We start from the raw sequence: 14,483 nt of genomic DNA on the forward strand, positions 1-14,483 counted from the left end.
CGTCGCGGGGTCGCCGGTTCTGGTCCGTGCCGCTTGTCGCAGCCGTGGTGGTCGCGCTCGGTCCGGCGCCGCTCGCTGCGGGCGCGGTGCCCGAGCGTCGCGCCGATGGGTGCACGATCGTGGGCACCTCCGGCCCGGACGTCCTGGTCGGTGGCCCGGGCGCTGACGTCATCTGCGGGCGCGGTGGCGACGACCGGCTCGTGGGCCGGGGCGGCGACGACACCCTCATCGGCGGGGCCGGGGACGACATCCTTGTCGGGGGCTCCGGCGACGACGACCTCGACGGCGGTGCCGGCGACGACACGCTGAGAGGTGAGGGCGGCGACGACCGGCTGACCGGCGGGGCCGGTGACGACGTGTTCGCCGGCGGGTCCGGCAACGACACCCTCCTCGGGCGCGACGCCGCCCGCTTCCGCGACCGGCTCGTCTGCGGCCCCGGGGGAGCGGACCGGGCGGTCGCGGACACGCGCGACGTGGTGGCCCGCGGCTGTGAGCGGATCACGCAGAACGACCGGCCGACCGCCGTCGTACTGAGCCCGGACACCGTGGCGGAGAACGAGCCGGCCGGGACCGTCGTCGGCCTGCTCTCGGCCACGGACCCCGACCGGGGCGACCGCCACACGTTCCGGCTGGTCGGGGGCGAGGGCGCGGACGACAACGGCTCCTTCACCGTCGACGGCGACCGGCTGCTGACCGTCGCCGAGCTCGACTTCGAGGCCGACCCGGTGCTCTCGGTCCGGGTGCGCGCGACCGATGCCGAGGGTGCGAAGCGCGAGCAGGCACTGACGATCCACGTCATCGACGTGGGCGAGAACGCCGCCCCGGTCGCGGTCGACGACCGCTTCTCGACTCCCGAGGACACTCCGCTCGACCTCCCGGCCGCGGATGCCGGCGGTCCGGCGGCCAACGACACCGACGCGGACGGCGACCCGCTCAACGTGACCGCCGTGTCGGCGGCGACCGGGGGCACGGTGGCAGTCCTCGGTGCGACCGTCCGGTTCACCCCCGAGCCGAATCTCTGCGGACCGGCGGCCGGCTCGTTCTCGTACGTCGTGTCCGACGGGCGTGACGGCACCGCCAGCGGACAGGTCACGGTCGACATCGGGTGCACCCCCGACCCGGCGGCGGCCAACGACGACACCGCGACTGTGACGGAGGGCGCTGGTGCACCGCCGATCCCCGTGCTCGCCAACGACACCGATGCCGACGGTGACGCGATCCTGATCGCCTCGGTGACCCAGCCGTTCCACGGGACGGTGGTGATCACCGGTGGGGGCACCGGGCTGACCTACGCGCCGGCGGCGGGCTACTGCAACGATCCGGGCGCCGACCCCGACGACACGTTCACCTACACCGTCGACGGTGGGTCGACCGCGACAGTCTCGGTGCGGGTGACGTGCGTGGACGACGCCCCGGCCGCCGTGGACGACTCCGCGACGGTGACCGAGGACGACCCGGCGACCGGCATCGACGTGCTGGGCAACGACACCGACGTCGACGGTGGTCCGATGCTGGTGGCGTCGGTGACGCAGGCCGGGCACGGCACGGTGGCGATCACCGGTGGTGGCGCCGGGCTGACCTACCGGCCGGCCGCGGACTACTGCAACGATCCGGGCGCGGCTCCCGACGACAGCTTCACCTACACCCTGAACGGCGGTTCCACCGCCACTGTGACCGTGACGGTGACGTGCGTCGACGACGCCCCGGTGGCGGTCGACGACTCCGCGACGGTGAGCGAGGACGACCCGGCGACCGGCATCGACGTGCTGGGCAACGACACCGACGTCGATGCCGGTCCCATGCTCATCGGCCCGCTCACCGTGCCCGCCCACGGCACCGTCGCCCTCTCCGCCGACCGGACCGGGCTGACCTACCGGCCCGACTCGAACTACTGCAACTCCCTGTCAGGGCCGGACGACACCTTCACGTACACGCTCGACGGCGGCTCGACGGCCACGGTGTCGATGACGGTCACGTGCGTGGACGACGTACCGGTCGCCGTCGACGACGCGGCGACCGTGCTGCAGGGCTCCAGCGCGACGGCGGTCAATGTGCTGGCCAACGACACCGACATCGACGCAGGCACCAAGTCGGTGGCGTCGGTGACCCAGGGCTCCCACGGCACGGTGGTGATCGCCAACGGTGGCACGGGCCTGACCTACGAGCCGGATGCGGGCTACTGCAACAACCCGCCCGGGCTGGTGCTCGACGCGTTCACCTACACGTTGAACGGCGGCTCGGTCGCCACGGTCTCCATGACCGTGACCTGTGACGCCGCACCGGTGGCCGGGGACGACTCCGCGACCGTGGCCGAGGACGACGCGGCGACCGCGGTCGACGTGCTGGGCAACGACACTGACGTCGACGGTGGTCCGAAGGAGATCGTGTCGGTGACCCAGCCGGTCGACGGAACCGTGGCGATCACGGGCGGCGGCACCGGCCTGACCTACCGGCCGCGGGCGAACTACTGCAATGACCCCATGGCGCTGCCGGACGACACCTTCGACTACACCCTCAACGGCGGCTCCACGGCCACCGTCTCGATGACCGTGACGTGCGTCGACGATGCCCCGGTGGCGGTAGACGACGCGGTCACGGTGACCGAGGACGACCCGGTGACCGTGGTCGACGTGCTGGGCAACGACACGGACGTCGACGGTGGACCGATCTCGGTCGCGTCGGTCACCCAGCCGGCGAACGGGACCGTGGTGATCACGGCCCTCGGCTCCGGGCTGACGTACGTGCCCGACCCCGACTACTGCAACTCCGCGGTCGGGCCGGACGACACCTTCGACTACACGCTCGACGGCGGGTCCACGGCCACCGTCAGCGTCACGGTGACCTGTGTCGCCGAATCCCCGACCCTGGCGACGTCGGCCGGCCCGACGACGTACACCGAGAACGGTGCGCCGATCGTCGTGGACGCGGGGGCGTCCATCGCGAACCCCGACGGCGTGACACTGACCGGCGGCTCGGTGGAGCTGACCGCCAACGCCGCGGCCGGCGACGTCCTCGACTGGACCGACAACGACCTCGGAGACGCGATCACCGAGGGCGCGAGCTCGGCGCACGCCATCGTGCTCACGGGCGACGGGACCGCTGCCCAGTACGCCGCGGCGTTGCGAGCGGTGACGTACGCGAACACCTCGGAGGACCCGTCCACCCTCGCGCGCACGGTGACCTTCTCGGTCAGCGCCGGCGTCGGTACGGCGTCCGGCACCATCGAGCTCGACGTGATCGCGGTCGACGACGCCCCCACCGCGGTCGACGACGCGGCCACCGTGCTCGAGGACGCCTCGGCCACCACGCTGGCCGTGCTCGGCAACGACACCGACGTCGACGGCGGACCGATGACCATCGAAGCGGTGGACCAGCCCGCCCACGGCACGGTCACGGTCGATGCCGCCAGGACCGGCCTCACCTACGCCCCTGACGCGAACTACTGCAACTCCGGGGCCGGGACCGACGACACGTTCACCTACACCCTCAACGGCGGGGCTATCGCCACCGTCGCGATGGCGGTCACCTGTGTGAACGATGCTCCCGTCGCCGGCGACGAGACCTTCAGCGGTGCCAGCAGCGCGATCGGCAACACCCAGCTGGTCGTCGACGACCCGACCGACGGCGCTCCCACGAACACCCGGCCGCACAAGTCGATCACCGGTGATCTGCTCGCCGGCGCCACCGACGTCGACGGACCGGGGCCGCTCGAGGTGGTGCCCGGCACGATCACGACGAACGACGGCGGCACGGTCGTGCTGCAGTCCGACGGCGACTTCACCTACACGCCGGCAGCGGGCTCCAGCTGCACGGACACGTCCGACTTCTTCGACTACACCATCACCGACCTCGCGACCCCGACCGCGGCGACCGACACCGGCCGCGTGACGATCGCGATCGCCGGCTGCGTCTGGTATGTCGACAACGCCGCGGCCGGCAGCGCGGGCACGTCCGCCGCGCCGTTCGACACCCTCGCCCAGGCCCAGAGCTCGTCGCTGGCCGGGGACACGATCTTCGTGTTCGGCGGCGACGGCACCACCACCGGCTACGCCGCCGGCATCGACCTCAAGGCCGACCAGAGCCTCGTGGGCGAGGCCGCGGACCTGCAGGTCGGCTCCGACACGCTGTGGACCGGCGTCCCCGGCGCACGTCCCACGATCACGGACTCCAACGCCGACGTCGTCGCGCTCGCGGCCGGCAACACCGTGCGCGGCCTGGCGATCGACCCGTCGGGCACCGGCGGCGGCATCGCCGGCGGCGTGGGCGACGCGAGCGGCACCATCGCCGACGTCCGGGTCGTCGACACGGGCGTCGCCGGCACCCAGCCGGGGCTCGAGCTCGACGGCACCAGCGGGACCTTCGACGTCTCCGACCTGACCGTGGACAACGCGGCCGCCGCCGGCCCGACCGCCGGCTCCGTCGGGGTGCGGCTCAACAACGCCGGGACCGTGCGGTTCGCGACCGGCGGCACGATCTCGCTGACGACCAAGGGCGCCAAGGCCCTCGAGGCGAACGCCACCGCACTCGGTGCGGCCAGCGTGTTCGACGACATCACGGTGACCGGATCCGGGAGCGGAGGGGTGTCGATGGTCAACACGACCGGCACCACGACGTTCTCGAACCTCGCCCTGGCGACGACCGCGGGCCCGGGGGGCGCGTTCGTGCTCACCAACGCCGGCACCGTCGCCGTGTCTGCCGCCGGGACGGCGAACGTGGGCGCGACCGGCGGCCCCGCCGTCGACGTGACCGGCACCCCCGGTGCCGTGCTCGCCTTCGACACCGTCACCTCCACCAACAGCCCGGGCGACGGTGTCAACCTCGTCGGCCTCGGGTCCGGCACGTTCACCGCCGGCGCGGGAAGCGCCGTGACCAACGCGGCCGCGGTCGGGTTCGACCTCGACGGGGGCAGCGGTGCGGTCACCTACGACGGCACGATCACTGACGACGTCGGCCAGCCGGTCCGGGTGCAGAACACGACCGGCGGCGTGAAGGACTTCAACGGCGCCATCACCGACGGCGGCGACGGCGACGGGTCGGGCATCCTGCTGGCCGCCAACCCGGGTGCGACGCTCCGGTTCGACGGCGGTCTCACCCTCGCCACGGGCCCCAACCCGGCGCTCACCGCGACCGGAGGCGGCACCGTCGCCGTGACCGACCCCGCTGGCGCGCCGAGCAACACGCTCCAGACGACCACCGGTGTCGCGCTGACGGTCCAGAACACGACGATCCACGCCGACGACCTGACGTTCGAGCGGATCTCGTCGAACGGTGCACCGAGCGGAGTCACGCTGAGCAACACCGCGAACCCGTCCGGCGCGCTGGTCGTCACCGGCAACGGAGGATCGTGCAGCTCACCGGGGTCCTGCACCGGCGGGGCGATCCAGTCCTCCACCGGAGCCGGTATCGCGCTGGCGAACGTGCCGGGCGGCGTCAGCCTCACGCGGATGAGCGTCAACGGCGGCGGCGACGACGGCGTCCGGGCCGCCACGGTCGTCGGCCTCACGCTGGCCGACAGCGTGGTGACCGGCAACGGCAACAGCCACGCTGGCGGTGCCGAGGAGCGCGGACTCGACCTGAGCAACGTCACGGGCGCGGTGCAGATCCTGCGGACGACGGTCTCGGGCTCCGACGACTCCAACGCGCACATCGAGAACCTCACCGCCGGGACCATCTCCCTGACCGTGACCTCCTCGACGTTCACCGGGTCGAAGTACAACGCCGGCCTGCGGCTGCGCGGCGGTGGCACCTCGGTGCTCAACGCGACCGTCAGCAACAGCACGTTCTCGGCCAACGCCGACCCCGGGTTCGCGATGGCGACCGACGCGTCGAACAGCGCCCAGCAGACGCTGCTGTTCACCGGCAACGCCGTCTCGGGCGGCAGCCCCACGGCGGTGCCGGGGCGTCCGCAGCTGTCGATCAACACCGACGGCGGCTCGGTCGGCAAGGTCACGATCAGCAACAACACCATCAAGTCCGGCGCGGGAGCGGAGATCATCGTGAACTCCGGCGCCGGGCAGACGGTGAGCGGAAGCCTCGACGTCAAGGTCGTCGGCAACACGATCAACGACGCACAGCCCGGTGCCCTGGACCCGCTGACGGACAGCGGAACCGGCATCTGGGGCTGGGCGCACGGCGACGGCGCGACCCGGATGGAGATCCGTGACAACGTCGTCCAGAACACCGGCGGCCGCCTGCTGGAGCTCTCCCACAACGACGGCACCGGGACCGCGGACTTCACGGTCACCGGCAACACGTTCAGCAACCCCGACGCCGGGATCAACCAGTTCGAGGGGATGTACGTGTTTGCGGGCGGCGCCGCCGGCGACACCAGCAACGTGTGCGCCGACCTGCAGGGCAACACGTTCGCCGGCATCGGCCAGAACGGCGTCTCGGACCTCGCGTTGGACCGCTACACCGGGAGCAGCCTGCGGTTCGCCGGCTTCAACGACACCTCGGTGGCCAGCCTGGCTGCGTTCCTGCGCACCCGCAACCCGTCGAGCGGGGCGCTGACCGTCGAGACGTTCAGCAGCGGCCCGACGGCGACCACCGCCCCCGCGTGCACGCTGACGTCGGGGACGCCGTGAGAACCATCAGGAGAGGAGGATCCCGTGGCTGAGCCGTACTTGGGCGAGATCCGGATCATGTCCGTCAACTTCGCCCCGAAGGACTGGGCGATGTGCAACGGACAGCTGCTGCCGATCAACCAGAACCAGGGGCTGTTCAGCCTGCTCGGCACCACGTACGGCGGTGACGGCCGCGTGAACTTCGGGCTGCCCAACCTGCAGGGCAGGGTGCCGATCCACGTCGGCAGCTGGCACGTCCTCGGTGACCGTGGCGGCGAGCAGGCGCACACGCTCTCGATCGCGGAGCTGCCCACCCACACCCACCCGCTCCACGGGTCGACGGCCAACGCGGACACGGTGCTTCCGACCGACAACGTGGTCGCCGGTCCAGCCAGCTGTACGGCCCCCCCGACCAGCTGACCGCGCTGGATCCGTCCTCGAGCAGCAGCGTCGGTGGGTCCCAGGCGCACCTGAACATGCAGCCGTTCCTGGCGCTGACCTTCTGCATCGCCCTCGTGGGCATCTTCCCGAGCCAGACCTGAAGGAGGACGGATGGCACAGCCCTTCATCGGCGAGATCCGCATGTTCGCCGGCAACTTCGCGCCCGCCGGCTGGGCGTTCTGCGACGGTCAGCTCGTGCCGATCTCCGAGAACGACACGCTCTTCAACCTGATCGGCACGACGTACGGCGGCGACGGCCAGGAGACGTTCGCGCTGCCCGACCTGCGCGGCCGGATCCCGATCCACCAGGGCAACGGGTTCATCCTCGCCGAGACGGGTGGCGTCGAGGAGGTGACGCTGACCGTGCAGCAGATCCCGGCGCACGCTCACCCGCTCCTCGCCTCGACGGCGATCGGCAGCGCGGCCAGCCCCCAAGGCCACGTGCTGGCCGCGTCCGGATCCTCGAACGCCTACCGTCTGGGGCCGGCGTCGGCCGCGTTGTCCTACCAGTCGGTCGGTGCGACCGGCGGCTCCCAGCCGCACACGAACATGCAGCCCTACCTGTGTGTCGACTACATCATCTCGCTCTTCGGGCTCTTCCCGTCACCGACCTGAGAGGACACCCAGATGGCTGACCCGTTCGTTGCGGAGATCCGGATCTTCCCGTTCAACTTCGCCCCCAAGGGCTGGGCGTGGTGCGACGGGCAGCTGCTGCCCCTGTCGCAGAACACCGCGCTGTTCTCACTGCTCGGGACGACGTACGGCGGCAACGGCAAGTCGAACTTCGCCCTCCCCGACCTGCAGGGCCGCGCCGCGATGCACCCCGGGCAGGGCCCCGGCCTGAGCCTGCACGACCTCGGCGAGACCGGCGGCACCGAGACCGTGACGCTCCTGGAGTCGGAGATCCCGAGCCACGCCCACCCGGTCAGCGGGAGCGGTGGCCCCGCGAACCTCCAGTCACCGGCGCCCGACCGGGTGCTGGGCCGGGCGAACCAGACCGCCTACCTCGATGCGCCCGCGAGCCTGGTGCCGATGGCGCCGGAAGCGCTGGCCCCCGCCGGCGGCGACCAGCCGCACAACAACATGCAGCCCTACCTGACCTTCTACTTCAACATCGCCCTGCAGGGCGTGTTCCCGCCGAGGGGCTAGGACGATGGCGACGACCACCCACGCCGTGACCCTCCGGCCGGTCACCGAGGACGACCGGGAGTTCCTGGTCGGCCTCTATGCGTCGACCCGCGCCGAGGAGCTCGATCAGGTCACGTGGGAGCCCGGTCAGCGGGACTGGTTCGTGCGGATGCAGTTCGACGCCCAGGACACGGCGTACCGCACGCATAACCCCCACGGCGCCTTCGACGTGATCGAGGTCGGCGGTGAGGCGGCCGGCCGGCTCTACGTCGACCGCCGGCCCGCGGAGGTCAGGATCGTCGACATCGCCCTGCTGCCCGCGTTCCGTGGCACCGGCACCGGGACGCATCTGATCGGGCTGCTGCAGGACGAGGCGGCCGCGTCGGGGCGGGTGCTCAGCATCCACGTCGAGGTCCACAACCCCGCCGCGCGGCTCTACACGCGGCTGGGGTTCGTCGTCGCAGGCGAGAGCGGGCTCTACCGGCGGATGGAGTGGACCGCGTCGTGACCAGCCTCCTCCAGGCCCGATCAGGCGAACGCGGCCTCGTACTGCAGCGCGTCGGCGTCGCGCGCGATCGGCACCAGGAACAGCTCGAACCGGCCCAGACCCGGATGACCGACCACGTAGGTGCCCTGCGGGAGCGCCGGCTCGCCTGGACCTCGGAAGACCAGCGAGAACTGCCGTCGGCTCTGGCCGTCCGGGCCGGTGCCGCCGGGCTCACTGCCCTCGGTCGCCTCCGTGAGGACCATCGAGACGGTCCGGGAGCCACCTGCCACACCGACCTGGAACTCCTCGCCCACGAGCGGGGCGAACTGGTCGCAGGTGAGCCACTGGATTCCCGTCACGATCCGATGCTATGGCCAGCCGTCCTCCACGAAGGGAGCGCTCCATGACCGAGACCTCACGCCGTGCCCTCCTCCGCGCCGGCGCCCTGGCCGCGGCCGCCGCGCCCGTGGTCGCGCCGCTCGTCACGGCCGCGCCGGCCGCCGCCGCGAGCGGCTCGGCGACCCCGGGCGCGGCCCTCCCCGGCCGGTCCACCAGCGGCCGCCAGCTCTACCGGCGCTCCCGGTTCTCCCCGCTCCTGGGTGCCGGGTTCACGGTGGTCGAGCCGGCCCGCCGGTGGTCGATGCGGCTCACCGACGTGGGCGACCTGTCGCCCGGGCAGCCCGACGACGACCGCTGCTTCACGCTCACGTTCACCTTGAGGACGCCAGGCCCGAGCCAGGGCACCTTCCTGGTCCGCCGTACCGGCTTCCCGGCCACCACGCTCTTCCTCGTCCCCAGCGACAACGACCGGCGGTCCTACCAGGCGATCGTCAACACCCGGTAGCAGTGGGCGGTACTCCCTGACGTTCGGGCCCTGTGGGAACGCTCCCAAGGGGCCCGATCGTCAGGGACTACCGCACTGGATAGATTCAGAGCCATGACCGACGACCTCCGTACCCGCGTCCACGCCGTCCTGCCCGGGATCCGCCAGGACCTCGAGGACCTGGTGCGGATCGAGTCGGTCAGCGCAGACCCGGAGCGGGCGGGCGAGGTGCAGCGCTCCGCCGAGGCGGTCGCCGAGCTGTTCCGCGCCGAGCGCTTCGAGCAGGTCGACATCGTCAGCGCCGACGGCGGCGCCCCCGCGGTGATCGCGCACAAGGCCGGCCCCAAGGGCGCGCCGACCGTGCTGCTCTACGCCCACCACGACGTGCAGCCCGAGAACGACCCCGCCGACTGGGACTCCCCGCCGTTCGAGCCCACCGAGCGCGACGGCCGGCTCTACGCCCGCGGCGCGGCCGACGACAAGGCTGGCATCGCCGCCCACCTCGGCGCGCTGCGCGTGTACGGCGACGACCTCCCGGTGAGCGTCACGATGTTCATCGAGGGCGAGGAGGAGGTCGGCTCCGAGACGCTGCCCGCGCTCCTGACGGAGCACCACGACCGGCTGCGCGCCGACGTGATCGTGATCGCCGACTCCGGCAACTGGGACATCGGCGTGCCCGCCCTCACCACGAGCCTGCGCGGGCTGGTCCGCGTCGACATCGAGGTCCGCACGCTGACCCACGCCGTGCACTCCGGCATGTGGGGCGGGCTGGTCCCCGACGCGCTGATGGCGCTGTCGCGGCTGATCGCCACCCTCCACGACGACGAGGGCAACGTCGCGGTCGAGGGGCTGTACGCCGGCCCGGCGGCCGACGTCGACTACCCCGAGGAGCGGCTGCGCGCCGAGTCCGGAGCGGCCCCGGGCCTGCACTGGATCGGCAGCGGCTCGAGCGTCGAGCGGCTGTGGACCAAGCCGTCGCTGAGCATCACCGGTCTGGACGCGCCCAAGGTCGCCGGCGCCAGCAACACCCTGGTCCCCGCGGCCCGGGCCCGCATCTCGATGCGCACCGCCCCCGGCGACACGACCACGAACGCGCTCGCCTGCCTGGTGCGCCACCTCGAGGCGCACGTCCCGTGGGGTGCGACGTTCTCCCACACGGTCGTCGACACCGGCGAGGCCACCCGGATCGACGCGACCGGACCGGCGTACGACGCCGCGCGCGCCGCGTTCACCGAGGCCTGGGACGGCACCGCCCCGGTCGATATGGGAGTGGGCGGGTCGATCCCGTTCATCGCCGAGTTCCTCGAGGCGTTCCCCGAGGCCAGCGTGCTGGTGACCGGGGTCGAGGACCCCGACACCCGCGCGCACGGGGCCAACGAGGGGCTACACCTCGCGGAGTTCGAGCGCGTCGTGCTCGCCGAGGCGCTGCTGCTCGGCAAGCTCGGCGGCTGACCGGCCCGGCAGCAGCCGGTCCAGCCAGCGCGGCGCCCACCAGTTCGCGCGGCCCAGCACGGCCATCGCGGCGGGCACCAGCACCAGGCGGACGACGGTCGCGTCGACGGCGACGCTGACGGCGAGGCCGATCGCGAGCATCTTGATCACCACGTCGTCGTTGGTGGCGAACGCGAGGAACACGCTCACCATCACCATCGCCGCGCACGAGATCACCCGGGCCGTGCTGGCCAGCCCCTCGGCGACACTGGCGGTGGTGTCGCCGGTGCGCAGCCACGCCTCGCGGACCCGCGACAGCAGGAACACCTCGTAGTCCATCGACAGGCCGAATACGATCGCGAACATCATCATCGGCACGAACGACTCGACCGGCACGCTCTCGTCGAGCCCGATCAGCCCGGCGCCCCAGCCCCACTGGAAGACCGCGACGACGACGCCGTACGCCGCCCCGATCGACAGCAGGTTCAGCGCCGCGGCCTTGGCTGCCAGGACCAGGCTGCGGAACGACACCAGCAGCAGCACGAACGACGCGGCCACGACCACCCCGATGATCAGCGGGAGCCGGGAGATCACCCGGTCGCCGAACTCGATCTGCCCCGCCGTCTGGCCGGTGAGGTAGGCCTCGGACCCGGACCGAGCGAGGTCGTCGGCGAGCCGCTCGTGCAGGGCGCGGGTCTCCTGGTCCATCGGCGCCGTCGTCGGCGTCACGGTCGCGACCTGCACGCCGGGGTCGCTGGTCGCCGCGAACGGTGTCACCGACGCCACCCCGTCGTCGGCAGAGACGGTCTCTCGCAGGCCCTCCAGCTCCGCGTCGTCGGCGCCCTGGGCCACGATGGTGAACGTGCCGTTGCTGCCGGGTCCGAACTCCTCGGCCACGAGGTCGTAGGCGGCCCGCGTGGTGGTGCCCGCGGGATCGGCGCCGGCGTCGACGTGGCCCAGACGCAGGTCGAGCACGGGGACCGCGAGCACCGCGAGCAGCAGCACGCCACCGGCGAGGAACGGCCAGGGCTGACGGGCGACGAGGCCGGCGTAGCGGTACCACCCGCGACCGTCGGCGGCCGGCTCGGCCACCGGCCGGCGTACCGCGAGCCGGTCGATCCGGCGCCCGGTGATCGTGAGCACGGCGGGCACCAGGGTGACCGCGGCGAGGGCAGCGGTGGCGACCGTGAACGTCGCGGCCAGGCCGAGCCGGCCGACGAACGTGATCCCGGAGGCGTAGAGCCCGAGCAGGGCGACCGCCACGGTGCCCGCGGCGATCAGCACCGCGTGCCCGCTCCCGCGCAGCGCGGCAGCCGCGGCCTCGGCGGGCGGAGCGCCCTCGAGCAGGCGCTGGCGACCGCGCGTGACGAGGAACAGCGCGTAGTCGATCCCGGTGCCGAGTCCGATCATCGTGGCCAGCGTCGGGCTGGTGGTGCCGAACGTCGAGACCGACGCCGCCAGCGACAGCAGCGCCAGCCCGGCGCCGACGGCGAGCATCGCGGTCACCAGCGGCACCAGCGCGGCGAGCACCGAGCCGAAGGTCAGCAGCAGCAGGACCAGCGCGGCCGCGACGCCGATCAGCTCCGCGGTCCGGTGGCCGCCACCGTCGCGGCCCGCCTCCTGGCCGAGCACGCCGGCGTACTCCACCTCGACACCGTCGGCCCGCAGCGGCGCCAGCGCCGCGTCCACGTCGTCGACCAGTCCGGCCCCGAGCTGCCGCGGCGAGTCGTCCAGGCGCACGGTCGCGATCGCCGTGCCGCCGTCCGCGCTGACCGGCCCGGTGCCGGCGAGCGGGTCGTCGACCTCGACCACGTGGTCGACGAGGTCCAGGTCGGCGAGCGCGGCCTCGACCGCGGGCCGATGCGCGGCGAGGGTGCCGTCGTCGACGTGCAGCACCAGCTGGCTGGCGCGGCCCTGCGACTCGTCGCGGTCGCCGAGCAGCGCGGCGCCGGCGGACGCCTGGGTGTCCGGAAGCGTGATGTCGTCGTCGTAGGAGCCGCCGACGAGGCGGGCGGTGGCCACCAACGCCACCAGCAGGAGCAGCCAGGCCACGACGGTGGTCCACGGACGGGAGACGGGGAAGGAGAGGAGGCGCACGACCCCGATCCCACCAACCGGCTCGCCCGGACCACCGACGGTCTGCCGTGCGTCCCCCGCCGGTTCGCTGACGATCTGCTGAGGACCGGGCCCCGGCAGCACGGGCAGCTGCAGGTGGACGGCGAGGCCCGCACCCGGGCGGGAGTCGAGCGTCAGCTCGCCGCCGTGGGCCCGGGCCACCTCGCGGGCGATCGCCAGCCCGAGGCCGGTGCCCTCGCCGTGCTCGCCACCCTGACGGCTGCGGCCGTCGTCGGCACGCCAGAAGCGGTCGAACGCGCGGTCCTCGGTGCCGGCCGGGAGCCCCGGGCCGTCGTCGGCCACCGTCGCCACGACCTCGCCCGCCTCGACGGACACCGACACCCGTACGGTCGTCCCGGGCGGCGTGTGCCGGTAGGCGTTCACCAGCAGGTTGCGCAGGCAGCGGTGCAGCAACGCCCGGTCGCCGCGGACGTACGCCGGATCCGCGCGCGGCGGGTCCGTCGGCGGACTCGTGGGGTGGTCGGTGTGCAGCGGCGCGAGCTCGGCGACCACCTCGCGGGCGAGGTCGGCGAGGTCGACCGGCTCGAGCACCGGCTGTTGCCCGGCGTCGAGCCGGGCCAGCGACAGCAGGTCCGCCACCAGGCGCTGCATCCGCTCGGACTCGGACCGGATGGAGGTCATCGCCCCGTCGACATCCTCCCAAGTCGAGAGCCCGCCCTCGAGGTGGAGGTCGGCCCAGCCGTGCACGGCCGTCAGCGGGGTGCGCAGCTCGTGGGAGGCGTCGGCGACGAAGTCGCGGATCCGCTCCTCGCTGGCCGAGCGGGCCTCGAAGGCCGCGTTGAGGGCGTCGACCACCCGGCCCGTCTCGGTGCGGGACCCGCCGCCGGGGATCCGCTCGCGGTGGTCGCCGCGCTCGATCGCCCGGGCGGTCGCGGCGATCCGCCCGAGCGGCCGCAGCCCCACCCGGAGCAGCAGCAGGGCCGCCCCGGCGCCGAGCAGCAGCACCGCCGCGCCCGAGACGACCTCGACCAGCAGCAGCGTGCGCAGCGACTCCGCGTCGTCGGCCAGCGGCAGCCCGACGACGACCGTCCGCACCCGCTCGACCCGGTCGCCGACGTCGACCCGGAGGTCCGCGCCGGGCACCGCCACCGACAGCACCCGGTAGTCGTCCGCGGATCCCGGCCCGCCGGAGAGGGTCCGGGGCTCGCCGTCAGGCAACGCCGTCAGCTCCTCGGCCGTCCACGACCGCGACGCGCCGGCGACGCCGGTCGGGGTGGTGGTCGCGACCAGCCGGCCGTCATCGTCCAGCAGCGCCACGAACAGGTTGCGCGGGGCGAGCCGCTCGAGCAGCTCCAGGTCGGTCGGCTCTGGGTCGTCGATCGCGCGGAGCCGATGCTCGGTGGCGTGCAGCACCTTGTCGTTGCGCTCCATCAGGTGGGAGCGCAGGGCGGCGTACGCCGTGACGTCCGCGGCCAGGATCCCGCCCGCGAGCACCAGCAGGGTCAGGGCGAGCAGCCGAGTCCGGAGGGCCACG

The 14,483-nt window shown here is 73.0% G+C and carries 9 protein-coding genes; 7 read left to right on the forward strand and 2 right to left on the reverse strand.

Annotated elements, in window-relative coordinates; all coding sequences use genetic code 11:
- Positions 1-26: 26 nt before the first annotated feature.
- From QQZ14_RS14555 to QQZ14_RS14575, 5 genes are all read left to right on the forward strand, one after another.
- Positions 27-6,584 (forward strand): Ig-like domain-containing protein, encoded by a 6,558-nt coding sequence (locus tag QQZ14_RS14555; RefSeq protein ID WP_284535056.1) that lies wholly within the window; start codon positions 27-29, stop codon positions 6,582-6,584.
- 24 nt (positions 6,585-6,608) lie between these two features.
- On the forward strand, positions 6,609-6,983 hold the full coding sequence (locus QQZ14_RS14560) for a phage tail protein (RefSeq protein WP_284535057.1): 375 nt from the start codon (positions 6,609-6,611) through the stop codon (positions 6,981-6,983).
- A 132-nt stretch (positions 6,984-7,115) separates the two neighbouring features.
- Positions 7,116-7,619 carry a phage tail protein gene (locus tag QQZ14_RS14565; protein ID WP_284535058.1) on the forward strand — a complete coding sequence of 168 codons (504 nt, stop codon included), beginning with the start codon at positions 7,116-7,118 and terminating at the stop codon, positions 7,617-7,619.
- A gap of 12 nt (positions 7,620-7,631) precedes the next feature.
- Positions 7,632-8,153, forward strand: coding sequence for a phage tail protein (locus QQZ14_RS14570; protein WP_284535059.1), 522 nt, complete (start codon positions 7,632-7,634; stop codon positions 8,151-8,153).
- A gap of 4 nt (positions 8,154-8,157) precedes the next feature.
- Positions 8,158-8,640 (forward strand): GNAT family N-acetyltransferase, encoded by a 483-nt coding sequence (locus QQZ14_RS14575; protein ID WP_284535060.1) that lies wholly within the window; start codon positions 8,158-8,160, stop codon positions 8,638-8,640.
- Positions 8,641-8,660: 20 nt separating this feature from the next.
- On the opposite strand, the gene QQZ14_RS14580 is transcribed toward QQZ14_RS14575, so the two are convergent.
- The gene (locus QQZ14_RS14580) at positions 8,661-8,978 is read right to left on the reverse strand and encodes a DUF6916 family protein (RefSeq protein WP_284535061.1); all 318 of its coding nucleotides are present in this window, start codon (positions 8,976-8,978) and stop codon (positions 8,661-8,663) included.
- A gap of 44 nt (positions 8,979-9,022) precedes the next feature.
- Between QQZ14_RS14580 and QQZ14_RS14585 the strand changes: the two genes are divergently transcribed.
- Positions 9,023-9,463 (forward strand): DUF6916 family protein, encoded by a 441-nt coding sequence (locus tag QQZ14_RS14585; protein ID WP_284535062.1) that lies wholly within the window; start codon positions 9,023-9,025, stop codon positions 9,461-9,463.
- Between the two features lie 93 nt (positions 9,464-9,556).
- Positions 9,557-10,894: a dipeptidase gene (locus QQZ14_RS14590; protein ID WP_284535063.1), complete on the forward strand. Its 1,338-nt coding sequence runs from the start codon at positions 9,557-9,559 to the stop codon at positions 10,892-10,894.
- Here the strand turns inward: QQZ14_RS14590 and QQZ14_RS14595 are convergent.
- Complete coding sequence (locus QQZ14_RS14595) at positions 10,826-14,482, reverse strand: MMPL family transporter (RefSeq protein WP_284535064.1); 3,657 nt, start codon at positions 14,480-14,482, stop codon at positions 10,826-10,828. The two genes, QQZ14_RS14590 and QQZ14_RS14595, sit on opposite strands and share 69 nt — an antisense overlap.
- Between the last annotated feature and the right edge of the window lies 1 nt (position 14,483).

This window comes from Nocardioides sp. T2.26MG-1 (genome assembly GCF_950101795.1).
GTDB lineage: Bacteria > Actinomycetota > Actinomycetes > Propionibacteriales > Nocardioidaceae > Nocardioides.